The organism is Cellulomonas sp. URHD0024 (genome assembly GCF_000426185.1).
GTDB lineage: Bacteria > Actinomycetota > Actinomycetes > Actinomycetales > Cellulomonadaceae > Cellulomonas.
Map to the genome: position 1 here is coordinate 1 of NZ_AUEW01000012.1, position 23,570 is coordinate 23,570.

Genomic DNA, 23,570 nt, shown 5'->3' on the forward strand with positions numbered 1-23,570 from the left:
GCACCCGTCACGCACGGACCGTTCAGCACGGTGTCCGTCAGCGTCGACGCCTGATCCTGCAACCCCGTCGGCGCCGGCGGCTGACACGCCACCCCCCGCCGCAGCTCACTGAGCCGCAGATCTACCGCCACTGTGCTGCGTTGAGAGGACCGCAAATCGCGCTCGCCCGCGCCTGCAGCCAACGTGACTGCATCCTGATCGGCAGTGGCTGTCGTTTCTTGCCCGATGCTCGGCGGTTGCGCACCGACCGTTGTGGCCCCGCATACGACAATCGAGACGGCAAGTGCGCCAGCCAGCACGAATCGCCTCATCAGGAGACCGGCGTGACATCGACTTCGCGGACGGACCAGCCCGCTTTCCATTCAAGGGCGATGGCGAGTTTGAACTGGGCGGCAGGAGCGCGATCCACCACGGTCCCTGCAGAGTCGAGTTCCAACCCAGCCGCCTGATCCATGACGACGTTGACGAGGTAGAACGCCGAAGGGCTGACCTCCGCCGCGGATACGTCCGCAACAGTCACCGCTCCGCCCGAGCCCTTGTGCGCCGCACTCGCCTGAGTTGCCACGTGGTCGTCCACGCTGCCGCAGAAAACGCAAGACGGGTCGGCTAGGGCATCCCATTCCGCGAGGTCAGCGGTCGCGTAAACGTACGGGTACAGATGGAGGAAGTACTCCGCCACGGCCGCGGCGTTGTCGGCGGTGGGTGGGCCGTCCATCGCCGATGGGCGCTCGGGCTTGATCGTCACGTCGACCGCTTGGGATGTCGGGGTCGGGGTCGACGTGGGTGTCGGGGTACGAGCTGGCGCGGTCGTCGTCGTCGGGTCCGGGTCCTTCGTCGCGTCGCTCGTGCAACCCGCGGTGAGCAGCAGACCGCCCAGCAGCGCCACGGACGCGAGCGAGCGACGGGTCCTTCTCCCCCTGAGCATGCGCAGAACCTACCGAAACCGGACAGGCGGCGGGGGCGGTTCTCCACAGCGCGGTCGGTCGGGCCTGGCGTAGTCGCGCGAACCCAGCGCCACTTGGTACGGGAGTCGCTGGAGTGACCTCAGATGGCGCCCGACCAGTCACACGGGTACCACGCGTCCCAGGAGGCGCTAGGTCGATACGAACCACCGCGCACAACGCGATCGGAGCGCGGAACCAGTCGAGCGAGTCCGCGGAGAGACCGACGCAGCGCCAGACCTACCGCGCCCGCTCCACGCGGCCCACGTCCCAGACCGGCTCCGGCGTCTCGATCACGTCGCCGTCGGCGCCGAACACCAGGAACCGGTCGAACGTGCGCGTGAACCAGCGGTCGTGCGTCACCGCCAGGACGGTCCCCTCGAACGCGGCCAGACCCGTCTCCAGCGCCTCCGCCGAGTGCAGGTCGAGGTTGTCGGTGGGCTCGTCGAGAAGCAGGAGCGTCGCTCCCCCGAGCTCGAGCAGCAGGATCTGCAGGCGGGCCTGCTGACCGCCGGAGAGCGTCTCGTACCGCTGCTCGGCGGCGCCGACGAGCTCGTACCGGTCCAGCGCCTTGGACGCCTGCTCCCGGCCGATGCCGGAACGATGCCCGTCGCCGCGATTCAGGATCTCGAGCAGCGTGCGGCCGACGAGCTCCGGGTGCCCGTGGTTCTGCGCGAACCACCCGGGACGCACGCGCGGGCCGAGGACGACGCGGCCGGTGTGCTTCACCGGCGCGACGGGGGTGTCGTCGGCGGGCTCGTGCTCGGGGCTCGGGTCGCTGCCGCCCGCGGCCAGCAGGCGCAGGAAGTGCGACTTGCCCGACCCGTTGGAGCCCAGGACCGCGACGCGCTCGCCGAACCAGACCTCGAGGTCGAACGGCTTCATCAGACCGGTCAGCTCGAGACCGGAAGCGACGACCGCTCGCTTCGCCGTCCGGCCGCCGTGCAGCCGGACGCGGACGTTCTGCTCGCGGGCCAGCAGGGTGGGCGGACCGGCGTCCTCGAACTTGCGCAGCCGCGTCTGGGCGGCCTGGTAGCGGGAGGCCAGACCGTCGTTGAACGCCGACTTGGTCTTGAGCGTGAGCACCAGCTCCTTGAGCTTGGCGTGCTCCTCCTCCCATCGTCGCAACAGCTCTTCCATCCGAGAACGCCGGTCTTCCCGGGCCTGGTGGTAGGTGCCGAAGCCGCCGCCATGCACCCAGACCGTCGCGCCCATGACGCCTGGCTCGAGGGTGGCCACCTGGGTGGCGACGTTCGCCAGCATCTCGCGGTCGTGAGACACGAACAGGACGGTCTTGTTCGAGGCGCGCAGCTTCTCCTCGAGCCAGCGCTTGGTCGGCACGTCGAGCGCGTTGTCGGGTTCGTCGAGCAGCAGGACCTCGTCGGGACCCCGCAGGAGCGCCTCCAGGACCAACCGCTTCTGCTCACCGCCGGACAGCGAGCGCACCTCGCGGTGCTGGGCCTCGTCGAACGGGATGCTCAGCACGGCGTCGGTGACCCGGTCCCAGCCGGCCTCCGCCTCGTAGCCGCCCACGTCGGCCCAGTCGACCAGGGCCTGCGCGTACCGCATCTGCGACGGCTCGTCGTCGGTCTCCATGATCGCGATCTCAGCGGCGCTCAGCTCGACGGCGGCGTCGCGCACCGCGGGCACCGCCAGCGAGGACAGCAGGTCCCGGATGGACCGGTCGTCATCGATCCGGCCGATGTCCTGGCGCATGATCCCGAGCCCGCCGCTGCGCCCGACCGAACCTGCGTGCGGCTGCTCGTCGCCCGCGACGATCCGCAGCAGCGTGGTCTTGCCCGCACCGTTGGGTCCGACGAGGGCCACCCGCGCTCCGTCACCGACCCGGAAGGTGACGTCGTCGAGGAGCGGACGGCCGTCGGAGAGCACGTAGCCGATACCGCCGATGTCGAGGTGACCCATACGACCAGTGTCCCCTGCGCGCACGAGTCAGCAGCACTCCAATACTGGCGCGCAGCCACGGCGGGTGCGAGGGTCGGTGGCATGAGCTACGACACCTCCGGGACCAGCAGCGACCCCGAGCTCGACAGCGAGGGCGACACCGACCAGCTCTCCAGCGAGGACACCCTCCTGGACCGGGGGGTGGACGACCTCCTCGACGAGGGCTACTCGGTGCCGCTACGCCCGCGATCGACCCACTACGGCGAGACCCCGTGGGAAGAGGCGCACCGCGAGACGATCGACCAGCGCATCGGCCAGGAGGAGCCCGAGGTCTGGGAGGCGCGCCAGATCCCGCTCGACGACCGGGAGCAGTACCGCGCGGGGCGGCTCGTCGAGGACGACGGCGCCGTCTCGGCCGGCGGTACGGACGGGTTCGCGATCGACGCCGGCATCTCGGGCGGCGCAGCGAGCGCCGAGGAGGCCGCAGTCCACCTGATCGCCGAGGAGTTCGTCGACGAGTCCCGCTACCACGACGACGACGACGAGATCTGAGGGTCCTACCCGCAGCAGCCCGCGTTCGCCGGTCGGGGGTCGACGTCGTGCGCCTCCCTGCGAGCGCGCGTCTGCGCGGCTCGCGCCCCGAGCTCCTCGTCGGCCGGATAACCCACCTCTTCCAGGGTCAACCCGTGCGCAGGCACCACGTGCGCACCAGCCAGCCGGCTCTTCGCGGCGAGCAGCTCGGCGGGCCAGCTCGGGCCGCGGCGCCCCTCGCCCACGGCCACGCTCGCGCCGACCAGGGTCCGCACCATGGAGTGGCAGAAGGCGTCGGCCTGCACGGTCGCGACGACGAGTCCCGCGTCCGGCCCGTCGAGCGGCCTCGACCAGCGGAAGACCTCCAGCGTGCGGATCGTGGTGGCCCCGGGACGCGGCTTGCAGTACGACGCGAAGTCGTGGCGGCCTTGGAGCGGTGTGCCCGCGCGATCCATCGCCTCGACGTCCAGCGGCCGCCGGTGCCAGAGCACGTGAGCGCGGGCCAGCGGGTCCCGCCGAGCAGCGTCGTCGCAGATCCGGTAGGTGTAGCGCCGCCGGAGTGCTGAGAACCGCGCGTCGAATCCCTCCGGCGCACGGGTCACGGCGTGGACGACCAGATCTGTCGGCAGGACACCGTCCAGCCGGGTGAGCAGCGCCTCGGCGATCGGCCGCTCCGCGCGCCCGCGCGAACGTTCCAGGAGATCGACCGGGATGTCGACATGTGCCACCTGTCCACGCGCGTGCACACCCGAGTCCGTCCGGCCGGCGACGGTCACCCGCGGTGGTCCGTCGGTGCGCAGCACCATGCCGAGCGCATCCTCGAGCAGGCCCTGGACCGTCCGCAGCCCCGGCTGCACCGCCCAGCCCGCGAACGCGGAGCCGTCGTAGGCCAGGTCCAGCCGCAGTCGCATGACGGGAGCTGTGCGGTCGTCGTCGCCCGGGCTCACGTTCACGGGTCCACACGCTAGTCGTCGCGCGCCCCACCTCGACGCGCCGCGCCACCCTCGGGACACCGTGAACAGCGATGTGGATGCGCGCGACGCCGTCCAGGTCGGTCTCGGCGCTCGCGAGCCGAGGCGGTCGGCGTCCTCCGCGTCCCCTCGATAGCGTGGCCACGTGTCCGCGACCGAAGGAGACCTGTTCACGCTCGCCGTCGACTGCGGCGGCGGCGGGATCAAGGCGTCCGTGCTCGACTCCGCGGGCACCCTGCACGCCCCGGCGGTCCGCGTCGCGACGCCTTATCCGCTGCCCCCCGACCGGCTGGTGTCGACGATCGCCGACATCGCCTCCGAGCTCCCCGCGGCCGACCGCGTCACGGTCGGCATGCCGGGAATGATCCGGCACGGTGTCGTCGTCGCGACCCCGCACTACGTCACACGCAGCGGACCTCGCAGCGCCGTGGACCCCGACCTGCTCGCTGCCTGGACCGGCTGCGACATCCGCGCCGGCGTCGAGGCGAGGCTCGGGCTGCCGACGCTGGTCCTCAACGACGCCGAGGTGCACGGTGCCGGCGTCGTCTCGGGCACCGGCATCGAGCTCGTCCTGACCCTGGGGACCGGTCTGGGTTCGGCGCTCTTCGACGGCGGTCAGCTCGCGCCGCACCTCGAGCTCTCGCACGCGCCAGTCCGTTGGGGCGTCACGTACGACGTCTACATCGGGCAGAACGAACGCGCCCATCTCGGCGACGGCCTCTGGTCCCGTCGCGTGCGTCGCGTTGTCGAGGGGCTGCGTCCGGTGTTCTTGTGGGACCGCCTCTACCTCGGCGGTGGCAACGCCCGGCAGGTCACGCCGCAGGTGCTGGCGAGGCTCGGCGACGACGTCGTGGTCGTACCGAACCAGGCGGGCATCGTCGGCGGCGTCAGAGCCTGGTCCCTCGGCCGCTGACTCCTACACTCCCCGGATGGCCCTCTTCTCGCGGCGACCGACCCCCGTCCCCGACCCATCGCTGCCGATGCTGTCGGTCGACGACGCCGAGTGGCTGCGCGCGACCGCGGTCGCGGAGTTCGCCCGCGCCGGTGCGCCCGACCCACGCGCCGTCGACGACTACCTGGTCGACGCCACCGGTGCCGTCTACGGGCTCGGCAACCTTGCGGCGATGCTCGGCGCGACACCCAAGCGCCAGCGCACCGACGCCGTGCGCGAGCACGCCCGGATCATCGTGACGGCCCAGCACCGCACCGAGCCGACGACGATCGACGACGTCGCCCACCTCGTCGTCGCTCGCGTCATGAGCTCGGAGGTCCCTGGCGACGGACCTGACCTGGCGCCCGGGCTCGTCGTGCGGGCCTGCATCGACTATCCCGAGAGCGTCTCGACACTCGGCTCCCTCGAGGCCTTCGGGGGCTGGGCAGCCGTCGAGCCGCTCGCCCTCTCCAACCTGCGACGGCTCCCGGTCCCGACGCACAAGCAGTCCGTCGCGCCGGGCGGAGGCGTCGTCCACATGCTCTGGTCCGACGACCTGTTCGGTGCGAGCAGGCTGCTCCTCCTCGACGAGCTGCTCTCCCGGCTGCTGCAGCTCGAGCGGCCGGCACACGGTGTGCTGGTCGCCGTGCCGCACCGGCACCTCCTGGTGCTGCACGTGGTCGAGGACGCCTCAGTCGTCACCGCCATGCAGTCCATGGTGCGGGTCGCCCTCGCGGGCTTGGACGCGCCCGGACCCGTCAGCCCGTTCGTCTACTACCGCGACCCGGCCGGGATCCTCCAGCAGGTCTCGCAGATCGGGGAGGACGGGAGCGTTCAGATCTCGGTCACCGGTGCGTTCGCCGACGCGATGAACGGCCTCGGGCTCACCTCCTGACCGTTGCGGTCCTCGACCTCGGCCAGTGCCTCCAGCAGCACGCGCGTGAACCTTGCAGGCTGGACCAGGTTCACCAGGTGCGTGGCACCCGGGACGACGACGAGCCGCCCGTCACGGCAGGCAGCCAGGAAGCGGCGTTCCTCACCGCGGAAGTGGTCGAGGCGGCCGTTCACCAGCCACACCGGTGCCTCGACGCGGCCCAGGTCCTCCAACGGCGTCGCCGCCGCCATCTCGCGCAGCACGTCGTCGGTGACCTCCAGCGCGAACCCGCCCGCGCCGGCATCTGCGGCTCCCGTGGGCGGCAGCGCGAGATCGACGAAGAACTGGTTCAGCCGCGCACCCCCGTCGGGCAGCCGGACGATGTACCGCGCCCCGAACGCCCACCCCGAGAGCAGGATGCGGTGCGGACGCGTCGAGCACGACGCAGCGAGCAGCCCCCTCACCTGCTCGGGGTGTCTCGCAGCGTGCCGGATGGCGACGTAGCCACCGAGGGACAGTCCGCCGACGAACGCGCCGCCACCGACCTCGTCGACCGCAACGGCCACGGTGTCCACGGCTGCGTCCAGCGTGAACGGTTCGCCGATCCGGGAACCGTGCCCCGGCAGATCCACCGCGACCGCCGTCCGACCGGCGCGCTCCAGCGACTCGAGCTGCGCCCGCCACATCGTCCGCGACGTCCGCAGCCCGTGCACCAGCACGACGGGCACGCTCATGATCGCGACTCTAGGCACGCACGCAGACACCCGCCAGACAGCGAGAGGGCCCGGAACCTGTGCGGTTCCGGGCCCTCTCGTGAGCTGCGTCAGGCCTTGTCGGCCTCGGGCGCGTCGGTCTCCTCGACCGCAGCGTCCTCGACGGGTGCATCCTCGACCGGAGCGTCCACGACAGCGTCCTCGGCCTTGTCGGCGTCGTCGGCCTTCTTCGCCTTCGGCGCAGCCTTCGCGGCGGCCTTGGTGGCCTCCTTCACGACGGCCTGCTTCGGGGAGAGGGGCTCGAGCACGAGCTCGATGACGGCCATCGGGGCGTTGTCGCCCTTGCGGGGGCCGATCTTGGTGATGCGCGTGTAGCCACCCTGACGCTCGGCGACAGCCGGCGCGATCTCGGTGAACAGCACGTGCACGACGGACTTGTCCTTGACGACGGTCATCACGCGGCGGCGGGCGTGCAGGTCACCACGCTTGGCGAACGTGATGAGGCGCTCGGCGAGCGGACGCAGGCGCTTGGCCTTCGTCTCGGTCGTCGTGATGCGCTTGTGCTCGAACAGCTGCGTCGCGAGGTTCGCGAGGATCAGCCGCTCGTGCGCCGGTCCGCCACCGAGCCGGGGACCCTTGGTGGGCGTAGGCATGGTTATTACTCCTTGAGTTCCAGTGATGGGCTACCAACGGACCCAGTCGGGCAGGTCCGTGGTTTCCCCGGCGTCAGTACTGCTCGTCCTCGACGAAGTCGCCCTCGTCGTCGCCGTAGTAGGCGGTGGCGGACGGGTCGAAGTCGAGCGGGCTGTCCTTGAGCGTCAGGCCGAGCTCGGCGAGCTTCTCCTTGACCTCGGTGATGGACTTCGCGCCGAAGTTGCGGATGTCCAGCAGGTCGGCCTCGGAGCGTGCAACGAGCTCACCCACGGAGTGGATGCCCTCACGCTTGAGGCAGTTGTAGGAGCGGATCGTGAGCTGCAGGTCCTCGATCGGCAGGGCGAGGTCGGCGGCGAGCGCGGCGTCCGTCGGCGACGGGCCGATCTCGATGCCCTCGGCCTCGACGTTGAGCTCGCGGGCCAGACCGAACAGCTCCACCAGCGTCTTACCGGCCGAGGCCAGCGCGTCGCGGGGGCCGATGGCCGACTTCGTCTCGACGTCGACGATCAGCTTGTCGAAGTCCGTGCGCTGCTCGACACGCGTCGCCTCGACCTTGTAGGTCACCTTGAGGACGGGCGAGTAGATCGAGTCGACCGGGATGCGGCCGATCTCGGCGTCGAACGACTTGTTCTGGTTCGCCGACACGTAGCCACGGCCACGCTCGACAGTCAGCTCGATCTCGAGCTTGCCCTTGTCGTTCAGCGTCGCGAGGTGCAGGTCGGGGTTGTGGACCTCGACACCGGCCGGCGGCACGATGTCCGCGGCGGTGACCTCACCGGCACCCTGCTTGCGCAGGTACATCACGACGGGCTCGTCGTTCTCCGAGGAGACGACCAGCTGCTTGATGTTGAGGATGATCTCGGTGACGTCTTCCTTGACACCGGGGACCGTCGAGAACTCGTGGAGCACGCCGTCGATACGGATCGACGTGACGGCGGCACCCGGGATGGAGGACAGCAGCGTCCGGCGGAGCGAGTTGCCGAGCGTGTAGCCGAAACCCGGCTCCAGGGGCTCGATGGAGAACCGCGACCGGTTCTCCGAGATGACCTCTTCGGTCAGGGTGGGGCGCTGTGCAATCAGCACGGTGTGTTTCCTCTCAGCGGGCGTCCGCCATATGACGCTGCGCAGTACTACGAGCCGACCTGGTCTCGGTCCACCTGGTCGGACGGACTGATGCCGGGCCGGTGCCCGAAGACACCGACCCGGCTACAACTGGGTCAGACGCGGCGGCGCTTGGGCGGACGGCAGCCGTTGTGCGCCTGGGGCGTGACGTCCTGGATCGAGCCGACCTCGAGGCCGGTCGCCTGGAGCGAGCGGATCGCGGTCTCACGGCCGGAGCCGGGGCCCTTGACGAAGACGTCGACCTTCTTCATCCCGTGCTCCTGAGCGCGGCGCGCAGCAGCCTCGGCGGCAAGCTGCGCCGCGAACGGCGTCGACTTGCGCGAGCCCTTGAAGCCCACCTGGCCCGACGAGGCGGACGCGATGACGGCGCCCGACGGGTCGGTGATGGAGATGATCGTGTTGTTGAACGTGCTCTTGATGTGCGCCTGGCCGTGGGAGACGTTCTTCTTCTCCTTGCGGCGCGGCTTGCGCACGGCGGAACGGGTCTTGGGAGGCATTCTCTTCTTCTCTCGAGGTCTTGGCGGCTTGCCCTGGCGCGAGGCGCCCGGGGCGGAGGGCTACTTGCGCCCGGCCTTCTTCTTGCCGGCGACGGTGCGCTTCGGGCCCTTGCGGGTACGCGCGTTGGTCTTCGTGCGCTGACCGCGCACAGGAAGGCCACGGCGGTGACGCAGGCCCTCGTAGCAGCCGATCTCGACCTTGCGGCGGATGTCGGCAGCGACCTCACGGCGGAGGTCGCCCTCGAGCTTGTAGTTGCCCTCGAGGAAGTCACGGAGCGCGACGAGCTCGGTGTCACCGAGGTCCTTCACGCGGATGTCCGGGCTGATCCCGGTGGCGACGAGGGTCGCCTGCGCGCGCGTGCGCCCGACGCCGTAGATGTAGGTGAGTGCGATCTCGAGCCGCTTCTCGCGGGGGAGGTCGACTCCGACAAGTCGTGCCATGTGCCTGGTGGCTCCTGAACTGCTTCGGAGGTCTTCCGCACCACCTCCCCGCGTACTGCGGGCCCCGGCCTCCGACCGAGGGTTCACCGGACCTGACGTCCGGAGTGGTGGTGCGCTGACGTGCTGGTGGTGCTAGATCCTGCTGAGCTTCAGGGCGTCAGCCCTGGCGCTGCTTGTGGCGCAGGTTCTCGCAGATCACCTGGACGCGACCGTGCCGGCGAATCACCTTGCACTTGTCGCAGATCTTCTTGACGCTGGGCTTGACCTTCATCGCGTGATTTCCTCCGCCGCCGTGTCCGCTCCCATGGGGAGGCTGACGGCGTGATCGAGTGGCTGTTACTTGTAGCGGTAGACGATCCGGCCACGGGACAGGTCGTACGGGCTCAGCTCCACCACCACACGGTCCTCTGGGAGGATCCTGATGTAGTGCTGACGCATCTTGCCCGAGATGTGGGCGAGCACCTTGTGGCCGTTGGTGAGCTCCACGCGAAACATCGCGTTTGGCAGAGCCTCCACGACGCTGCCCTCGATCTCGATGACACCGTCCTTCTTCGCCATATCCTCCGCTAACTGTTTGTCCGAGACTGTTCGACCCACGTCCGCCACGTCGCCCAGCGGGAAGCTGGCCGTCGTCGCTCGCGAGGAGAGTGCGGGTGCCCGTACCTGGCTGTCCGTGACGGAGAGCCGAGCCTTCGAGGAGCCCCTGGGTGGATCTCTGACGGATCAGTGACCACTCGAGGCGTTCCGATGAACCGGGCGCACACACCCAACGGACTATCTTACGGCATGGACGGCCTGCGACGAAACCGGTCGACGTTCCGTCAGGACCTGTCGCCCATCGAGGATCGGATGGGCGGCCGTGGCCACCACCCGACCGGCCGCCGCACCCACGAGAGCGGCCCGGGTCCCGGTCGACGACGAGGGCCGCCTCTCGGTGGAGAGGTGGCCCTCGCGCTCACGCCGAACCGTCAGTCGCGGTGCGTCGACCTGTCGCCCTCAGGCGCGACGGCGACGCAGCACGACCAGGGTGGCACCCGCAAGAACGAGGACCACCGCTGCGAGGAGGCCCGGCAGTGGCGATGCACCGGTCGCCGCGAGCACGTCACCGGGCTCGCCGTCGTCCGCCAGGACCTCGCTCGTGTCGGTGGAGCTCGGCGACGGGGCCGCGTGCGCCTCGACCGTCCCGGAGGGCGACGGCGTAGGCGCCGCGTTGACCTCGGCACCCGGCGGCACGGACGGGGACGGCGCGGGCAGCACCTCGTCCGTCGGTGTGGGCACGGGGACCGTCGACGGAGGCGGGGTGTGCGTCGAGGGAGTCGAGGCGGGTGTGGAGGGGGTCGGCGTCGACGGCGTCGGCGTCGGCGTCGGGACGTCGGTGGCGCACGCCGGCACCTTCACCATCGAGCTGAGGTCCCAGTGCTCGGCCGCGAAGATCGGGCCCCAACCCACGTAGTCCGTCGGGAAGGACGGGGCCGCCTTGCTCGTGAACACGGTGGTGGCGCCGTCGGCCTGGTCCTCCTGGACCGCCCAGCCATCGCCGCAGAGCGTCACGCCCTCGGGAAGGGCAGAGGCCACCGCGTCGAGCGTCAGGTTGCGGTAGGAGGCGGTCGGCCACACCGCCACCAGGTACTGCTGGGTCGAGTTCTCCCAGGACGCCGGCTTGGCGGCATCCTTCTTGAGGTAGACATAAGCGGCCGTCGACTGCTGCTGGGGCTGGTCGTGCGCCTGTGCAGCTCCCACGCCGATCGCGAGAAGGAGCGAGGCCACGGCAACCACGGAGCCACCGCGGCGGAGGAAGGGGATCGGGGAACGACGAACACTGCGCTGCATGAGTCACCCATCGCATCGAGTGCAGGCGCGCAGGTACCACGAGCCTGCCTGAGGTGAGCGCCCACCCTCCACCGCGCAGTCACCCGCGCGGGCCCCGGAGCGCCCATGGCGGATCGTCCGCCGCCGGGCAGGACCATATCCGACATTCCGGTCGGTGGGGCGTGATTCGTCGCCGAATGTCCGATTCAGCAGATCCGCCGGGTCGCCTCACTCCATCGGCGGTGGTCGCCGAACATTCGCACGCGCTGTCGCCGGCCGACGACCAGGGTCAGGCGAGCGGCGCAACGGTCACGCCGAGCTCGGAGAGCCTCCCCGCACCCCCGTCGACAGCCGTCAGCACCCAGATCCCGTCCGCCAGGATCGCGACCGAGTGCTCCCAGTGGGCGGCGCGCGAGCCGTCCTCGGTCACCACGGTCCACTCGTCGTCCAGCTCACGAGTGAACCGCGACCCGCGGACCAGCATCGGCTCGACGGCGACGCACAGGCCCGGTCGCAGCTTCGGGCCCCGGTCGCGCGTTCGGTAGTTGAGGACGTCCGGTGGCTGGTGCATCGCCGTGCCGATCCCGTGCCCGACGTACTCCTGCACGATGCCGTAGCGCGCTCCCCCGTTGAGGCCGGCCGACTGGGCCTCGTCGACGAGGTCCTCGACGGCCTCCCCCACGACGCCGAGCCGGTCGCCCGAGGCCAGAGCCGCGATACCGGCCCAGAGCGCGCGCTCGGTCGTCGCCGCCAGCTGCGTGTCGAGCTCGTCGCCGCCCTCGAGCACCACCGTGATGGCCGAGTCGCCGTGCCAGCCGTCCACGATCGCTCCGCAGTCGACGCTGACCAGGTCACCGTCAGTGAGGACACGCGAGCCAGGGATGCCGTGCACGACCTCGTCGTTGACCGAGATGCACAGCGTCGCGGGATAGCCGTGGTAGCCGAGGAAGGACGCCGTCGCTCCGTGGTCGCCGATCACCGTGGCAGCCATCGAGTCGAGCGCGGCCGTCGTCACGCCCGGTACCGCAGCCTCTCGCACGACACGGAGCGCCTCGGCAACGACGAGACCGGCGCGACGCATGAGCAGCACCTGCTCGGGCGACTTGTACTCGATACGCTCCCGGCCGAACATGGCGTGACCGCCCGGTCAGCCGATCGCTGTGTCGATCGAGGCGAGGAGCCGCGTGGTCACGTCGTCGACCTCGCCGATCGCGTCGACCTGCGTGAGCAGCCCGCGCCCGGCGTACACGGCGGCAATAGGTGCGGTCTCCTGGGCGTACACGTCCAGGCGGTGACGGATGACGTCCTCGGTGTCATCCTCGCGGCCCTCGATCTCGGCGCGCTTGAGCAGGCGCGGCACGACGACCTCCGGGTCGGCCTCGAGCTCGACGGCCAGGTCCAGCGCCACGCCGGCATCGGCGAGGATCGCGTCGAGCTCGCTCACCTGGGCGACGTTGCGCGGGTACCCGTCCAGCAGGAACCCGTCCGCCGCGTCCGGCTGCGCGAGGCGGTCGCGCACCATGTCGTTGGTGACCGAGTCCGGCACGAGAGCACCGCGCGACGTGTACTCCTGGACCTTGAGGCCCAGGGGTGTGCCGCCCTTGATGTTGGCGCGGAAGAGGTCGCCGGTCGAGATCGCCGGGATCCCCAGCGCCTCGGCCACGCGGACCGCCTGGGTGCCCTTGCCTGCGCCGGGGGCGCCGAGCAGGACGAGACGTCTGCTCATCGCAGGAATCCCTCGTAGTGACGCTGCTGAAGCTGCGACTCGATCTGCTTGACGGTCTCGAGCCCGACGCCGACGACGATGAGGATCGACGAGCCGCCGAACGGGATGTTCGTCCCCACGCCGAGCGCGATGAACACGATGGTCGGGATGAGCGCCACGACAGCGAGATAGATCGAGCCCGGCGCGGTGATGCGCGAGATCACGAAGTCGAGGTACTCGGCCGTCGGTCGGCCCGCACGGATACCCGGGATGAAGCCGCCGTACTTCTTCATGTTGTCCGCGACCTCGTCCGGGTTGAACGTGATCGCCGTGTAGAAGTAGCAGAAGAAGATGATCAGGAAGACGTAGAGCGCCAGGTGCAGCGGAGCGCTCTGCTGCGCGAGGTGACGCGAGATCCACTGCACCCAGGCAGCCGACGGGTCGCCGAACTGTGCGAGCAGCCCAGGGACCGCCAGCAGCGACGACGCGAAGATGATCGGGATCACGCCGGCCATGTTGATCTTGATCGGGATGTAGGTGCTCGAGCCGCCGTACATGCGCCGTCCGACCATGCGCTTGGCGTACTGCACCGGGATGCGACGCTGCGACTGCTCGACGAACACGACCATGCCGACGACCAGCACGATCACTGCCAGCACGATGATGAACTTGACGGGACCGTTGTCGCCGCCGGCGATCGACCACAGGGCCGTCGGGAAGCTCGCCGCGATCGACGTGAAGATCAGGAGCGACATGCCGTTCCCGACGCCACGCTCGGTGATGAGCTCGCCGAGCCACATGATCAGGCCCGTACCGGCGGTCATGGTGATCACCATGATCAGCAGGACGTACCAGGAGTCATTGGGGATGACCGACACGGAGCAGGTGCCGAAGAGCTGACCGCTGCGCGCGACCGTGATGATCGTCGTCGACTGCAGGATCGCCAGGCCGATGGTCAGGTACCGCGTGTACTGCGTCAGCTTCGCGGTGCCCGACTGGCCCTCCTTGTGCAGCTCCTCGAAACGGGGAATGACCACCCGGAGCAGCTGCACGATGATGCTCGCCGTGATGTACGGCATGATCCCGAGCGAGAAGACGGAGAGCTTGAGCAGCGCGCCGCCACTGAACAGGTTCACGAGACCCAGAAGGTCGTTGTTGCCCTTGCTCTCGTCGATGCACGTCTGGACGTTCGGGTAGGAAACCCCGGGGGTCGGCAGGAACGAGCCCACCCGGAAGATCACCATGATGCCGATGGTGAAGAGCAGCTTGCGCCGCAGGTCGGGCGTTCGGAACGCCCGCACGAATGCGCTGAGCACCTGTGTCCTCCTGAGCCGCCGAGGCGGGATCTCGTACGACCGGTCCATTCCGGCCGTGCCGCCTGCGAAGCGTCGCAGGCACCGGGGCACCCTAACTGATGCTGACGAACAAACGGAACGGGACCGGTGGGGAACTACGACCCCACCGGTCCCGAACTTCGATCAGTCCTGCGCGACGCTTCCACCGGCGGCCACGATCGCGTCCTTCGCGGACGCCGAGTAGGCGTCGACCGCGACAGAGACCTTGACCGTGAGCTCACCGGTGCCGAGCACCTTGACGGGCTGGCCCTTGCGGACCGCGCCCTTTGCCACCAGATCGGCGACCGTCACGTCGCCACCGTTCGGGTACAGCGCCGAGAGCTTGTCCAGGTTGACCACCTGGTACTCGACGCGGAACGGGTTCTTGAAGCCACGCAGCTTCGGAAGGCGCATGTGCAAGGGCATCTGCCCACCCTCGAAGCGCGTCGGCACCTGGTAGCGGGCCTTCGTGCCCTTGGTGCCACGACCGGCCGTCTTTCCCTTGGACGCCTCGCCACGACCCACACGGGTCTTGGCGGTCTTGGCGCCCGGAGCCGGACGAAGGTGGTGCATCTTGAGCGTGCCACCGTTGCCGGGCTTCGCAGCCTCCTCGGCAGCCTTGGCGGCAGCCGCGGAGACGGTCTTCTTCGGCGCAGCAGCCTTCGGCTCGGCCTTGGCCTTCGCCGGGGCCTTCGCCTTGGGCTCAGCCTTGGCGTCCGCCTTCGGCGCAGCCTCGGTTGCTGCCTCGGCCTTGGCGGCCTTGGCCTTGGTCGCCTTCGGAGCGGACTCCGTGTCGGCGGCCTTCTTCGCGGGGGCCTTCTTGGCGGCGGCCTTCTTAGGGGCCGTCACCTCCTCAGGCGTGTTCTCGTCTGCCATGGTCACTCCACCTCTTCGACCGCGACAAGGTGCGTCACCGTCTTGACCATGCCGCGGATCTCAGGACGGTCCTCCTTGACGACGACGTCGCCGATCCGCTTGAGGCCGAGGGTGCGCAGGGTGTCGCGCTGGTTCTGCTTGCCGCCGATGCCCGACCGTGTCTGGGTCACCTTGAGTCGAGCCATCAGGCACCTGCCTTCGTACCCGCTGCGGCAGCCAGGCCAGCAGCCTGGGCACGCAGGAGGGCAGCCGGGACGACGTGCTCGACCGGGAGCCCACGGCGCGCGGCCACAGCCTCCGGACGCTCGAGACCCTTGAGGGCCGCGACCGTCGCGTGCACGATGTTGATGGCGTTCGACGAACCGAGCGACTTGCTCAGGACGTCGTGGATGCCGGCGCACTCGAGCACGGCGCGCACCGGACCACCGGCGATCACACCGGTACCCGGGGACGCCGGACGCAGGAAGACGACACCGGCAGCGGCCTCACCCTGGATGGGGTGCGGGATGGTGCCCTGGATGCGGGGGACCTTGAAGAAGTTCTTCTTGGCCTCCTCGACACCCTTGGCGATCGCCGCGGGCACCTCCTTGGCCTTCCCGTAGCCGACGCCGACCGTGCCGTCGCCATCGCCGACCACGACGAGCGCGGTGAAGCTGAAGCGACGGCCGCCCTTGACGACCTTGGCGACGCGGTTGATCGTCACGACGCGCTCGAGGAACGCGCTCTTCTCTGCGGTGTCGCGGCCACCACGGCCGCCACCGTCACGGCCACGACCGCCGTCACGACGGTCACCGCCGCCGCCGGCCCCGGCGCCGCCCGCAGGCGCGCCGGTGTTGCTGCGCTGAGGAGCAGCCATCAGATTGTCCTCTTCTTAGTTCCGGAGTTCGTCGTCGTCACAGCTTCAGACCGCCCTCGCGAGCGCCGTCCGCAACCGCTGCGACGCGGCCGTGGTACTTGTTGCCGCCGCGGTCGAAGACCACAGCGTCAAGGCCGGCAGCCTTCGCACGCTCGGCGATGAGCTCGCCGACCTTGCGGGCCTTGGCAGTCTTGTCGTCGTTCGAGCCACGCAGGTCGGCCTCGAGGGTCGAGGCGGACACGAGCGTCTGGCCGATGCCGTCGTCCACGACCTGCGCCGTGATGTGCCGGGCGGACCGGGTCACGACGAGACGGGGACGGACAGCCGAGCCCGAGACCTTCTTGCGAAGGCGCAGGTGACGACGCTGGCGGGCAATGCGCTTGCCCTTGCCGATGATCTTGAGTGCCATGGTTACTTACCGGCCTTTCCGACCTTGCGACGCACGTTCTCGCCCGCGTACCGCACGCCCTTGCCCTTGTAAGGCTCAGGCTTGCGGATCTTGCGGATGTTCGCGGCGACCTCGCCGACCTGCTGCTTGTCGATGCCCTGCACCGAGAAGCGGGTCGGAGCCTCGACGACGAAGGTGATGCCCTCCGGCGGGTTGACCGTGACGGGGTGGCTGAACCCGAGCGCGAACTCGAGGTCGTCACCCTTGGCCGTCACGCGGTAACCGGTGCCGACGATCTCGAGCTTCTTGACGTAGCCGTCGGTCACGCCGATGACGAGGTTCGACAGCAGCGTGCGCGTGAGGCCGTGCAGCGAACGCGAGGCGCGCTCGTCGTCGGGGCGGGTGACCACGAGGGCACCTGCCTCGTCGCGCGCAACCTCGATGGGTGCGGGGATCGTGTGCGTCAGGGTGCCCTTGGGGCCCTTGACCGTCACGACCGCACCAGAGATGTTGACGTCCACGCCGGTGGGGACCGGGACGGGGACTCTGCCGATTCGGGACATGGCTAGCTCCTTTCCGTCTCGGACTTACCAGACGTAGGCGAGGACTTCCCCACCCACGCCCTTCTTGGCGGCCTGCTTGTCGGTGAGGAGACCGGAGGACGTGGACAGGATCGCCACGCCCAGGCCGCCGAGCACCTTGGGCAGGTTGGTCGACTTGGCGTACACGCGCAGGCCCGGCTTGGACACGCGCTTGACACCGGCGAGCGCACGCTCGCGGTTCGGGCCGTACTTCAGCTCGATGATGAGGTTCTTGCCGACGACGGCATCCTCGACCTTCCAGCCCGAGATGTAACCCTCGGCCTGCAGGATCTCCGCGATGTGCGACTTCAGCTTCGAGAACGGGATCAGCACGGTGTCGTGGTGAGCCGAGTTCGCGTTACGCAGCCGCGTGAGCAGGTCTGCGATGGGGTCGGTCATGGTCATGGGGCTTCCGCCCTTCCTCGCCGGGGTATCCCGCCCGTTGCTGGGCTGGACCTACCGACGTTCGTGTTGCGTGGAATTACCAGCTGCTCTTGGTGACGCCGGGGAGCTCGCCGCGGTGGGCCATCTCGCGCACGCAGATCCGGCACAGGCCGAACTTGCGGTACACCGAGTGGGGCCGGCCGCAACGCTGGCAGCGCGTGTAGCCACGCACCGCGAACTTCGGCTTGGCAGCAGCCTTGTTCTTGAGGGCAGTCTTCGCCATGGTCAGATCTCCTTGAACGGGAAGCCGAGGAGCTTGAGGAAAGCGCGACCCTCGTCGTCGGTGTCAGCGGTCGTGACGACCGTGATGTCCATCCCGCGGACCCGGTCGATCTTGTCCTGGTCGATCTCGTGGAACACGGACTGCTCCACGAGGCCGAAGGTGTAGTTGCCGTGGCCGTCGAACTGCTTGGGCGACAGGCCGCGGAAGTCACGGATGCGCGGGAGCGCGGTCGAGAGCAGACGGTCCAGGAACTCCCAGGCACGGTCGCCGCGCAGCGTGACGTGCGCGCCGATCGGCATGCCCTCACGCAGCTTGAACTGTGCGATGGACTTGCGAGCCTTGGTGACCTGCGGCTTCTGGCCCGTGATCTGCGTGAGGTCGCGGATCGCGCCCTCGATCAGCTTGGAGTCCTTGGCGGCCTCGCCGACACCCATGTTCACGACGACCTTCACCAGGCGCGCGACCTGGTTGATGTTCTCGTGACCGAACTGCTCGAAGAGCGCGTTGCGGATCTCGTCGTTGTACTTGGTCTTCAGACGGGGCAGCTCGACGGCTGTCTGAGTCTCGGTCATCAGATGTCCTTACCGGAGCGCTTGGCGACGCGGACCCGAACGGTGCGGGTACGGCCGTCGCGCTCGACCTGCTCGGTGCGGTAGCCGACCCGGGTGCCCTTCTTGGTCTCCGGGTCCACGAGCATCACGTTGCTGATGTGGATGGGGGCCTCGATCGTCTCGATGCCACCCGTGCGCGTGCCGCGCTGCGTCTGGCCGGCCTTGACGTGCTTGGTGACGCGCTGGACACCCTCCACGACGAGGCGCTGCGACTCGACGAGGACCTCGAGCACACGGCCCTGGCGTCCCTTGTCGCGGCCGGAGATGACGACGACGAGGTCGCCCTTCTTGATCTTCGCCATGGTCAGAGCACCTCCGGTGCCAGCGAGATGATCTTCATGAACTTCTTGTCGCGCAGCTCGCGCCCGACCGGGCCGAAGATGCGCGTGCCGCGGGGCTCGCCGTCGGCCTTGAGGATCACTGCGGCGTTCTCGTCGAACTTGATGTACGAACCGTCCGGACGGCGGCGCTCCTTGCGGGTGCGCACGATGACAGCCTTGACGACGTCGCCCTTCTTGACGTTGCCGCCGGGGATGGCGTCCTTGACGGTGGCGACGATGACGTCACCGATGCCTGCGTAACGACGGCCCGAACCACCGAGAACACGGATGCACAGGATCTCCTTGGCACCAGTGTTGTCAGCGACACGAAGCCGCGACTCCTGCTGAATCATTACTTCTCCTGTCGTCTGGCGGGTTCTCGCTCCACGGGGAACGAGCCTGGCCGAACGGGTAGTTGCCGTGATGCACACGTTGCGCCGGGTGTCGCTGCTGCGTCACCCGGCGCCCGTGGGCAACTGGGGGAACTGCTGTGTTACTTAGCCTTCTCGAGGACCTCGACCAGGCGGAAGCGCTTGGTAGCGCTCAGCGGCCGCGTCTCCATGATGAGGACGAGGTCCCCGACGCCGGCAGTGCCGTTCTCGTCGTGAGCCTTGACCTTGCTCGTGCGCCGGATGACCTTGCCGTAGAGCGGGTGCTTGACCCGGTCCTCGACCTCGACCACCACGGTCTTGTCCATCTTGTCGCTGACCACGTAGCCGCGGCGCGTCTTGCGGTCGCCACGCTTGACTGCAAGCGCCGTGACAGCGTCGGTGTTCTCTGCGTTCTTCTCGTCTGCCATCAGTCTCACTCGCTCGCGCTCGGGGCGGTACGGATGCCGAGCTCGCGCTCACGCAGGATCGTGTAGATCCGCGCGATGTCGCGACGAACGGCCTTCAGACGCCCGTGGCTCTCGAGCTGACCGGTTGCCGACTGGAAGCGGAGGTTGAACAGCTCCTCCTTGGACTTCTTCAGCTCGGCGACCAGCTTGTCGTCGTCGAAGGTGTCCAGCTCGCTGGGAGCCAGCTCCTTGGTGCCGATAGTCATCAGTTACCACCCTCGCGAACCACGAAACGTGTCTTCATCGGGAGCTTGTGCTGGGCGCGACGCATGGCCTCGCGCGCCAGGGGCTCCGGGACGCCGGCGAGCTCGAAGAGAACTCGGCCCGGCTTGACGTTGGCGATCCACCACTCGGGCGAGCCCTTGCCGGAACCCATGCGGGTCTCGGCGGGCTTCTTCGTGAGGGGGCGGTCCGGGTAGATGTTGATCCAGACCTTCCCTCCACGCTTGATGTGGCGGGTCATGGCGATACGTGCAGCCTCGATCTGCCGGTTGGTGACGTAGGCCGGCTCGAGAGCCTGGATGCCGAACTCACCGAAGGAGATCGCGGTACCACCGGTCGCGGCGCCGGAACGCCCCGGGTGGTGCTGCTTGCGGTGCTTCAGCCTGCGCGGGATGAGCATTGCGGTCAGGCCTCCGATCCGTTGTCAGTTGCAGCCGGCACCTCGGCCGGGGCGGCAGCCTCGGCCTCGGGCGCGGCGTCGCGGTCACGACGAGGAGCGCCACCGGCACGGGGGCCGCGGTCGCCACCACCGGGACGGTCCGTCCGCGGGCCACGAGCCGGGCGCGGGGCCTGGGTCGCCTGCTCGCGAGCAAACTCCTTCTCGGTCATGTCGCCCTTGTAGACCCACACCTTGACGCCGATGCGGCCGAAGGTGGTGCGAGCCTCGAAGAACCCGTAGTCGATGTTCGCGCGCAGCGTGTGCAGCGGCACACGACCCTCGCGGTAGAACTCCGTGCGGCTCATCTCCGCGCCACCGAGGCGGCCGGAGACCTGCACGCGGATGCCCTTGGCACCGGCGCGCTGAGCCGACTGGATGCCCTTGCGCATGGCGCGGCGGAACGAGACACGGCTCGCCAGCTGCTCGGCGATGCCCTGGGCGACCAGCTGTGCCTCGATCTCGGCGTTCTTGACCTCGAGGATGTTCAGCTGGACCTGCTTGCCCGTGAGCTTCTCGAGCTCGCCACGGATGCGGTCGGCCTCCGCACCACGACGCCCGATGACGATGCCCGGGCGGGCGGTGTGGATGTCGACACGAACGCGGTCACGCGTGCGCTCGATCTCGACCTTGGCGATACCGGCGCGCTCCAGACCCGTGCTCATGAGCTTGCGGATCTTGACGTCCTCGCCCACGTAGTCGCGGTAGCGCTGACCCGGCTTCGTCGAGTCGGCGAACCAACGCGAGCGGTGGTCGGTCGTGATGCCCAGGCGGTACCCGAGCGGGTTGACTTTCTGTCCCACTATCGGGCCCTTCCCTTCGATGTCTCACGCTCAGCGACGACCACGGTGATGTGGCTCGTCCGCTTGAGGATCTGACTGGCTCGGCCCTGCGCACGCGGACGGAACCGCTTGAGCGTCGGACCTTCGTCGACGAACACCTCGGAGATGTAGAGGTCGTTCTCGTCGAGACGCTCGTTGCTGCGCTTGGCAGCCTCACGAGCGTTCGCGATCGCGCTCTCGACAACCTTGAGGACGGTCTCCCCAGCGGCCTGCGGTGCGAACTTCAGCACCGCCACGGCCTCGCCGGCCTGCTTGCCACGGATGAGGTCCACGACGCGCCGGGCCTTCTGGGGCGTGACGCGGACGAACCGCGCCTTCGCCTTGGCTTCCATTGCTGTCCTGCCTTCTTGTCTCTGCCGGTGAGGGCGTCGCCTGGCTGACCCGGGGGTCAGCGGCGACGACCCTTCCGGTCGTCCTTCTCGTGGCCGCGGAACGTGCGCGTCGGGGAGAACTCGCCGAGCTTGTGCCCGACCATCGCCTCCGTCACGAACACCGGGGTGTGCTTGCGTCCGTCGTGCACAGCAAACGTGTGGCCGAGGAAGTCCGGCGTGATGACCGAACGGCGCGACCACGTCTTGATGACGTTCTTCGTGCCGGCGGTGTTCTGGACGTCGACCTTCTTCTGCAGGTGACCGTCGACGAACGGACCCTTCTTCAGGCTACGTGGCATCTCAGGCTCCTATCAGCGCTTGTTCTTGCCGGTACGCCGACGGCGCACGATGAGCTTGTCGCTCGGCTTGTTCGGACGACGGGTGCGACCCTCGGCCTGGCCCCACGGGCTGACGGGGTGACGTCCACCGGACGTCTTGCCCTCGCCACCACCGTGCGGGTGGTCGATCGGGTTCATGGCGACACCACGGACGGTCGGGCGCTTGCCCTTCCAGCGCATGCGGCCGGCCTTGCCCCAGTTGATGTTCGACTGCTCGGCGTTGCCCACCTCGCCGACCGTCGCGCGGCAGCGCAGGTCGACGTTCCGGATCTCACCGGACGGCATACGCAGCTGGGCGTAGGGGCCGTCCTTGGCGACGAGCTGCACGGAGGCACCAGCCGAACGGGCGATCTTCGCGCCGCCACCGGGCCGAAGCTCGATCGCGTGGATGACCGTACCGGTCGGGATGTTGCGCAGCGGCAGGTTGTTGCCGGGCTTGATGTCGGCGCCGGGGCCGTTCTCGATGCGGTCGCCCTGCTGCAGCTTGTTCGGCGCGATGATGTAGCGCTTCTCGCCGTCCGCGTAGTGCAGGAGCGCGATGCGGGCGGTGCGGTTGGGGTCGTACTCGATGTGAGCGACCTTGGCCGGCACGCCGTCCTTGTCATGGCGACGGAAGTCGATGACGCGGTATGCACGCTTGTGACCGCCACCCTGGTGGCGCGTGGTGATGCGACCCGTGGAGTTGCGGCCGCCCGTCTTGTGGAGGGGACGGACGAGCGACTTCTCCGGCGTGGATCGTGTGATCTCGACGAAGTCGGCCACGCTCGAGCCACGACGGCCCGGCGTTGTCGGCTTGTACTTACGGATTCCCATGAGTTCTCAGTCCTTATCAGCCGACCGGACCACCGAAGATGTCGATCGTTCCCTCGCGGAGGGTGACGATCGCACGCTTCGTGTCCTTGCGGCGGCCGGTGCCGAAACGGGTCCGACGGGACTTGCCCTGCCGGTTCGCGGTGTTGACCGAGTCGACCTTGACGCCGAAGACCTGCTCGACGGCAATCTTGATCTCGGTCTTGTTCGCCCGCGGGTCGACGAGGAAGGTGTACTTCCCCTCGTCGAGCAGGCCATAGCTCTTCTCGGAGACGACCGGCGCGAGCAGGATGTCGCGCGGGTTCTTGCCGATGTCGGTCACTTGGAGTCGCCCTTCGCGTCGGCAGCGCCCTTGACAGGCCCCGCGAGGAACGCGTCGAGCGCGCCCTGCGTGAACACGACGTCGTCCGAGATCAGGACGTCGTAGGTGTTGAGCTGGTCAGCGACCAGCAGGTGCACCCGCTCGACGTTCCGCAGCGACTTCCACGTGATCTCGTCCTGACGCTCGACGACGACCAGGACGTTCTTGCGTCCGGACAGGTTGTCGAGCACCGCGAGCGCGGACTTGGTCGACGGCGCGGTGCCCGGGGCGAAGCCCGTGACAACGTGCACGCGGCCGGCACGAGCGCGATCCGAGAGAGCACCACGGAGCGCCGCGGCCTTCATCTTCTTGGGGGTGCGCTGCGTGTAGTCACGCGGGGTGGGGCCGTGGACGACGCCACCACCGGCGAACTGCGGAGCACGCGTCGACCCCTGACGGGCGCGGCCGGTGCCCTTCTGCTTGTACGGCTTGCGCCCACCACCACGGACCTCGCCACGGCTCTTCGTGTCGTGGGTGCCCTGGCGAGCCGCTGCGCGCTGCGCGACGACGACCTGGTGGATCAGCGGGATGTTGGTCTGCACGTCGAAGACCTCGGCGGGCAGGTCGGTCGAGCCGGCCTTGTTGCCCTCGAAGTCGACGACGTCGACGGTCAGCGTGTCAGACATGG

General features: G+C 68.9%; 37 protein-coding genes. 3 read left to right on the forward strand and 34 right to left on the reverse strand.

Annotation, left to right across the window (positions count from 1 at the left end; all coding sequences use genetic code 11):
• The 3 genes from I847_RS27430 to I847_RS0113195 form a co-directional block, all read right to left on the reverse strand.
• Positions 1-311, reverse strand: a 311-nt coding sequence (locus I847_RS27430) for a hypothetical protein (protein WP_231384218.1), incomplete at its 3' end; no start/stop codon positions are given.
• Entirely contained in the window at positions 311-886 is a 576-nt protein-coding gene (locus I847_RS0113190) for a DUF6318 family protein (protein WP_028050078.1), read from the reverse strand. The genes I847_RS0113190 and I847_RS27430, both read right to left, overlap by 1 nt.
• Positions 887-1,181: 295 nt before the next feature.
• Complete coding sequence (locus I847_RS0113195; RefSeq protein ID WP_028050079.1) at positions 1,182-2,864, reverse strand: ABC-F family ATP-binding cassette domain-containing protein; 1,683 nt, start codon at positions 2,862-2,864, stop codon at positions 1,182-1,184.
• 81 nt (positions 2,865-2,945) lie between these two features.
• Between I847_RS0113195 and I847_RS0113200 the strand changes: the two genes are divergently transcribed.
• Positions 2,946-3,395 carry a DUF5709 domain-containing protein gene (locus I847_RS0113200; protein WP_028050080.1) on the forward strand — a complete coding sequence of 150 codons (450 nt, stop codon included), beginning with the start codon at positions 2,946-2,948 and terminating at the stop codon, positions 3,393-3,395.
• 5 nt (positions 3,396-3,400) lie between these two features.
• Here the strand turns inward: I847_RS0113200 and truA are convergent, their stop codons facing one another.
• Positions 3,401-4,285 (reverse strand): tRNA pseudouridine(38-40) synthase TruA, encoded by an 885-nt coding sequence (truA, locus tag I847_RS0113205; protein ID WP_034610272.1) that lies wholly within the window; start codon positions 4,283-4,285, stop codon positions 3,401-3,403.
• Between the two features lie 205 nt (positions 4,286-4,490).
• On the opposite strand from truA, the gene I847_RS0113210 reads away from it, so the two are divergent.
• Positions 4,491-5,258 carry an ROK family protein gene (locus I847_RS0113210; RefSeq protein ID WP_028050082.1) on the forward strand — a complete coding sequence of 256 codons (768 nt, stop codon included), beginning with the start codon at positions 4,491-4,493 and terminating at the stop codon, positions 5,256-5,258.
• A 16-nt stretch (positions 5,259-5,274) separates the two neighbouring features.
• Complete coding sequence (locus I847_RS25740) at positions 5,275-6,171, forward strand: hypothetical protein (RefSeq protein ID WP_051274886.1); 897 nt, start codon at positions 5,275-5,277, stop codon at positions 6,169-6,171.
• Here I847_RS25740 and I847_RS23660 read toward each other — a convergent pair.
• The 30 genes from I847_RS23660 to rplD all read right to left on the reverse strand — a co-directional run bounded on the left by I847_RS23660 (position 6,111) and on the right by rplD (position 23,568).
• Entirely contained in the window at positions 6,111-6,884 is a 774-nt protein-coding gene (locus I847_RS23660) for an alpha/beta fold hydrolase (RefSeq protein WP_051274887.1), read from the reverse strand. The two genes, I847_RS25740 and I847_RS23660, sit on opposite strands and share 61 nt — an antisense overlap.
• Positions 6,885-6,973: 89 nt before the next feature.
• The gene (gene rplQ, locus I847_RS0113225; RefSeq protein ID WP_028050083.1) at positions 6,974-7,516 is read right to left on the reverse strand and encodes a 50S ribosomal protein L17; all 543 of its coding nucleotides are present in this window, start codon (positions 7,514-7,516) and stop codon (positions 6,974-6,976) included.
• Positions 7,517-7,589: 73 nt separating this feature from the next.
• Positions 7,590-8,600: a DNA-directed RNA polymerase subunit alpha gene (locus I847_RS0113230; protein WP_028050084.1), complete on the reverse strand. Its 1,011-nt coding sequence runs from the start codon at positions 8,598-8,600 to the stop codon at positions 7,590-7,592.
• A gap of 134 nt (positions 8,601-8,734) precedes the next feature.
• On the reverse strand, positions 8,735-9,136 hold the full coding sequence (rpsK, locus tag I847_RS0113235) for a 30S ribosomal protein S11 (RefSeq protein ID WP_028050085.1): 402 nt from the start codon (positions 9,134-9,136) through the stop codon (positions 8,735-8,737).
• A gap of 60 nt (positions 9,137-9,196) precedes the next feature.
• Positions 9,197-9,577, reverse strand: coding sequence for a 30S ribosomal protein S13 (rpsM, locus tag I847_RS0113240; RefSeq protein ID WP_028050086.1), 381 nt, complete (start codon positions 9,575-9,577; stop codon positions 9,197-9,199).
• Between the two features lie 157 nt (positions 9,578-9,734).
• Positions 9,735-9,848, reverse strand: a complete 114-nt coding sequence (gene rpmJ / locus I847_RS0113245; RefSeq protein WP_013117849.1) for a 50S ribosomal protein L36 — start codon at positions 9,846-9,848, stop codon at positions 9,735-9,737.
• Positions 9,849-9,913: 65 nt separating this feature from the next.
• Positions 9,914-10,135, reverse strand: coding sequence for a translation initiation factor IF-1 (infA, locus tag I847_RS0113250; RefSeq protein ID WP_013770189.1), 222 nt, complete (start codon positions 10,133-10,135; stop codon positions 9,914-9,916).
• Between the two features lie 438 nt (positions 10,136-10,573).
• A complete protein-coding gene (locus I847_RS25745) occupies positions 10,574-11,344 on the reverse strand; it encodes a hypothetical protein (protein ID WP_196804560.1) in 771 nt (256 codons plus the stop codon).
• A gap of 331 nt (positions 11,345-11,675) precedes the next feature.
• The gene (gene map / locus I847_RS0113260; RefSeq protein WP_028050088.1) at positions 11,676-12,518 is read right to left on the reverse strand and encodes a type I methionyl aminopeptidase; all 843 of its coding nucleotides are present in this window, start codon (positions 12,516-12,518) and stop codon (positions 11,676-11,678) included.
• A gap of 15 nt (positions 12,519-12,533) precedes the next feature.
• The gene (locus I847_RS0113265) at positions 12,534-13,112 is read right to left on the reverse strand and encodes an adenylate kinase (RefSeq protein ID WP_028050089.1); all 579 of its coding nucleotides are present in this window, start codon (positions 13,110-13,112) and stop codon (positions 12,534-12,536) included.
• On the reverse strand, positions 13,109-14,407 hold the full coding sequence (gene secY, locus I847_RS0113270) for a preprotein translocase subunit SecY (protein ID WP_028050090.1): 1,299 nt from the start codon (positions 14,405-14,407) through the stop codon (positions 13,109-13,111). Before secY ends, I847_RS0113265 begins: the two co-directional genes overlap by 4 nt.
• A 162-nt stretch (positions 14,408-14,569) precedes the next feature.
• The gene (gene rplO, locus I847_RS26240) at positions 14,570-15,301 is read right to left on the reverse strand and encodes a 50S ribosomal protein L15 (RefSeq protein WP_081680916.1); all 732 of its coding nucleotides are present in this window, start codon (positions 15,299-15,301) and stop codon (positions 14,570-14,572) included.
• 2 nt (positions 15,302-15,303) lie between these two features.
• Positions 15,304-15,486 carry a 50S ribosomal protein L30 gene (gene rpmD, locus I847_RS0113280; protein WP_028045050.1) on the reverse strand — a complete coding sequence of 61 codons (183 nt, stop codon included), beginning with the start codon at positions 15,484-15,486 and terminating at the stop codon, positions 15,304-15,306.
• A complete protein-coding gene (rpsE, locus tag I847_RS0113285; protein WP_028050092.1) occupies positions 15,486-16,157 on the reverse strand; it encodes a 30S ribosomal protein S5 in 672 nt (223 codons plus the stop codon). Before rpsE ends, rpmD begins: the two co-directional genes overlap by 1 nt.
• A gap of 37 nt (positions 16,158-16,194) precedes the next feature.
• Positions 16,195-16,566 carry a 50S ribosomal protein L18 gene (gene rplR, locus I847_RS0113290; protein WP_028050093.1) on the reverse strand — a complete coding sequence of 124 codons (372 nt, stop codon included), beginning with the start codon at positions 16,564-16,566 and terminating at the stop codon, positions 16,195-16,197.
• Between the two features lie 2 nt (positions 16,567-16,568).
• Positions 16,569-17,108 (reverse strand): 50S ribosomal protein L6, encoded by a 540-nt coding sequence (gene rplF, locus I847_RS0113295; protein WP_028050094.1) that lies wholly within the window; start codon positions 17,106-17,108, stop codon positions 16,569-16,571.
• 24 nt (positions 17,109-17,132) lie between these two features.
• Positions 17,133-17,531: a 30S ribosomal protein S8 gene (gene rpsH / locus I847_RS0113300; RefSeq protein WP_028050095.1), complete on the reverse strand. Its 399-nt coding sequence runs from the start codon at positions 17,529-17,531 to the stop codon at positions 17,133-17,135.
• Positions 17,532-17,607: 76 nt separating this feature from the next.
• Positions 17,608-17,793, reverse strand: a complete 186-nt coding sequence (locus tag I847_RS0113305) for a type Z 30S ribosomal protein S14 (protein WP_028045055.1) — start codon at positions 17,791-17,793, stop codon at positions 17,608-17,610.
• A 2-nt stretch (positions 17,794-17,795) separates the two neighbouring features.
• Positions 17,796-18,365, reverse strand: coding sequence for a 50S ribosomal protein L5 (rplE, locus tag I847_RS0113310; RefSeq protein WP_028050096.1), 570 nt, complete (start codon positions 18,363-18,365; stop codon positions 17,796-17,798).
• The gene (rplX, locus tag I847_RS0113315; RefSeq protein WP_028045057.1) at positions 18,365-18,706 is read right to left on the reverse strand and encodes a 50S ribosomal protein L24; all 342 of its coding nucleotides are present in this window, start codon (positions 18,704-18,706) and stop codon (positions 18,365-18,367) included. The genes rplE and rplX overlap by 1 nt, the downstream gene beginning before the upstream one ends.
• Positions 18,707-18,708: 2 nt before the next feature.
• Positions 18,709-19,077, reverse strand: a complete 369-nt coding sequence (gene rplN, locus I847_RS0113320) for a 50S ribosomal protein L14 (protein WP_028045058.1) — start codon at positions 19,075-19,077, stop codon at positions 18,709-18,711.
• Between the two features lie 140 nt (positions 19,078-19,217).
• A complete protein-coding gene (gene rpsQ / locus I847_RS0113325) occupies positions 19,218-19,523 on the reverse strand; it encodes a 30S ribosomal protein S17 (protein WP_028050097.1) in 306 nt (101 codons plus the stop codon).
• 5 nt (positions 19,524-19,528) lie between these two features.
• Positions 19,529-19,768: a 50S ribosomal protein L29 gene (rpmC, locus tag I847_RS0113330; protein WP_028045060.1), complete on the reverse strand. Its 240-nt coding sequence runs from the start codon at positions 19,766-19,768 to the stop codon at positions 19,529-19,531.
• Complete coding sequence (gene rplP / locus I847_RS0113335) at positions 19,768-20,184, reverse strand: 50S ribosomal protein L16 (protein WP_028045061.1); 417 nt, start codon at positions 20,182-20,184, stop codon at positions 19,768-19,770. The genes rpmC and rplP overlap by 1 nt, the downstream gene beginning before the upstream one ends.
• A gap of 5 nt (positions 20,185-20,189) precedes the next feature.
• The gene (rpsC, locus tag I847_RS0113340) at positions 20,190-21,023 is read right to left on the reverse strand and encodes a 30S ribosomal protein S3 (protein WP_028050098.1); all 834 of its coding nucleotides are present in this window, start codon (positions 21,021-21,023) and stop codon (positions 20,190-20,192) included.
• Positions 21,023-21,394, reverse strand: coding sequence for a 50S ribosomal protein L22 (gene rplV, locus I847_RS0113345; RefSeq protein WP_028050099.1), 372 nt, complete (start codon positions 21,392-21,394; stop codon positions 21,023-21,025). Before rplV ends, rpsC begins: the two co-directional genes overlap by 1 nt.
• Before the next feature lie 56 nt (positions 21,395-21,450).
• On the reverse strand, positions 21,451-21,732 hold the full coding sequence (gene rpsS / locus I847_RS0113350; RefSeq protein WP_028050100.1) for a 30S ribosomal protein S19: 282 nt from the start codon (positions 21,730-21,732) through the stop codon (positions 21,451-21,453).
• A gap of 12 nt (positions 21,733-21,744) precedes the next feature.
• The gene (rplB, locus tag I847_RS0113355) at positions 21,745-22,584 is read right to left on the reverse strand and encodes a 50S ribosomal protein L2 (RefSeq protein ID WP_028050101.1); all 840 of its coding nucleotides are present in this window, start codon (positions 22,582-22,584) and stop codon (positions 21,745-21,747) included.
• 16 nt (positions 22,585-22,600) lie between these two features.
• Positions 22,601-22,903, reverse strand: coding sequence for a 50S ribosomal protein L23 (rplW, locus tag I847_RS0113360; protein WP_028045066.1), 303 nt, complete (start codon positions 22,901-22,903; stop codon positions 22,601-22,603).
• The gene (rplD, locus tag I847_RS0113365; RefSeq protein WP_028050102.1) at positions 22,900-23,568 is read right to left on the reverse strand and encodes a 50S ribosomal protein L4; all 669 of its coding nucleotides are present in this window, start codon (positions 23,566-23,568) and stop codon (positions 22,900-22,902) included. The genes rplW and rplD overlap by 4 nt, the downstream gene beginning before the upstream one ends.
• Between the last annotated feature and the right edge of the window lie 2 nt (positions 23,569-23,570).

Bases quoted from the DNA above. Each gene is read 5' to 3' on its own strand.
- I847_RS0113195 (WP_028050079.1), bottom strand. From the start codon at position 2,864: ATGGGTCACCTCGACATCGGCGGTATCGGCTACGTGCTCTCCGACGGC.
- I847_RS0113200 (WP_028050080.1), top strand. From the start codon at position 2,946: ATGAGCTACGACACCTCCGGGACCAGCAGCGACCCCGAGCTCGACAGC.
- truA (WP_034610272.1), bottom strand. From the start codon at position 4,285: ATGCGACTGCGGCTGGACCTGGCCTACGACGGCTCCGCGTTCGCGGGC.
- I847_RS25740 (WP_051274886.1), top strand. From the start codon at position 5,275: ATGGCCCTCTTCTCGCGGCGACCGACCCCCGTCCCCGACCCATCGCTG.
- I847_RS23660 (WP_051274887.1), bottom strand. From the start codon at position 6,884: ATGAGCGTGCCCGTCGTGCTGGTGCACGGGCTGCGGACGTCGCGGACG.
- rplQ (WP_028050083.1), bottom strand. From the start codon at position 7,516: ATGCCTACGCCCACCAAGGGTCCCCGGCTCGGTGGCGGACCGGCGCAC.
- rpsK (WP_028050085.1), bottom strand. From the start codon at position 9,136: ATGCCTCCCAAGACCCGTTCCGCCGTGCGCAAGCCGCGCCGCAAGGAG.
- rpsM (WP_028050086.1), bottom strand. From the start codon at position 9,577: ATGGCACGACTTGTCGGAGTCGACCTCCCCCGCGAGAAGCGGCTCGAG.
- rpmJ (WP_013117849.1), bottom strand. From the start codon at position 9,848: ATGAAGGTCAAGCCCAGCGTCAAGAAGATCTGCGACAAGTGCAAGGTG.
- infA (WP_013770189.1), bottom strand. From the start codon at position 10,135: ATGGCGAAGAAGGACGGTGTCATCGAGATCGAGGGCAGCGTCGTGGAG.
- map (WP_028050088.1), bottom strand. From the start codon at position 12,518: ATGTTCGGCCGGGAGCGTATCGAGTACAAGTCGCCCGAGCAGGTGCTG.
- I847_RS0113265 (WP_028050089.1), bottom strand. From the start codon at position 13,112: ATGAGCAGACGTCTCGTCCTGCTCGGCGCCCCCGGCGCAGGCAAGGGC.
- rplO (WP_081680916.1), bottom strand. From the start codon at position 15,301: ATGGCAGACGAGAACACGCCTGAGGAGGTGACGGCCCCTAAGAAGGCC.
- rpmD (WP_028045050.1), bottom strand. From the start codon at position 15,486: ATGGCTCGACTCAAGGTGACCCAGACACGGTCGGGCATCGGCGGCAAG.
- rpsE (WP_028050092.1), bottom strand. From the start codon at position 16,157: ATGGCTGCTCCTCAGCGCAGCAACACCGGCGCGCCTGCGGGCGGCGCC.
- rplR (WP_028050093.1), bottom strand. From the start codon at position 16,566: ATGGCACTCAAGATCATCGGCAAGGGCAAGCGCATTGCCCGCCAGCGT.
- rplF (WP_028050094.1), bottom strand. From the start codon at position 17,108: ATGTCCCGAATCGGCAGAGTCCCCGTCCCGGTCCCCACCGGCGTGGAC.
- rpsH (WP_028050095.1), bottom strand. From the start codon at position 17,531: ATGACCATGACCGACCCCATCGCAGACCTGCTCACGCGGCTGCGTAAC.
- I847_RS0113305 (WP_028045055.1), bottom strand. From the start codon at position 17,793: ATGGCGAAGACTGCCCTCAAGAACAAGGCTGCTGCCAAGCCGAAGTTC.
- rplE (WP_028050096.1), bottom strand. From the start codon at position 18,365: ATGACCGAGACTCAGACAGCCGTCGAGCTGCCCCGTCTGAAGACCAAG.
- rplX (WP_028045057.1), bottom strand. From the start codon at position 18,706: ATGGCGAAGATCAAGAAGGGCGACCTCGTCGTCGTCATCTCCGGCCGC.
- rplN (WP_028045058.1), bottom strand. From the start codon at position 19,077: ATGATTCAGCAGGAGTCGCGGCTTCGTGTCGCTGACAACACTGGTGCC.
- rpsQ (WP_028050097.1), bottom strand. From the start codon at position 19,523: ATGGCAGACGAGAAGAACGCAGAGAACACCGACGCTGTCACGGCGCTT.
- rpmC (WP_028045060.1), bottom strand. From the start codon at position 19,768: ATGACTATCGGCACCAAGGAGCTGGCTCCCAGCGAGCTGGACACCTTC.
- rplP (WP_028045061.1), bottom strand. From the start codon at position 20,184: ATGCTCATCCCGCGCAGGCTGAAGCACCGCAAGCAGCACCACCCGGGG.
- rplV (WP_028050099.1), bottom strand. From the start codon at position 21,394: ATGGAAGCCAAGGCGAAGGCGCGGTTCGTCCGCGTCACGCCCCAGAAG.
- rpsS (WP_028050100.1), bottom strand. From the start codon at position 21,732: ATGCCACGTAGCCTGAAGAAGGGTCCGTTCGTCGACGGTCACCTGCAG.
- rplB (WP_028050101.1), bottom strand. From the start codon at position 22,584: ATGGGAATCCGTAAGTACAAGCCGACAACGCCGGGCCGTCGTGGCTCG.
- rplD (WP_028050102.1), bottom strand. From the start codon at position 23,568: ATGTCTGACACGCTGACCGTCGACGTCGTCGACTTCGAGGGCAACAAG.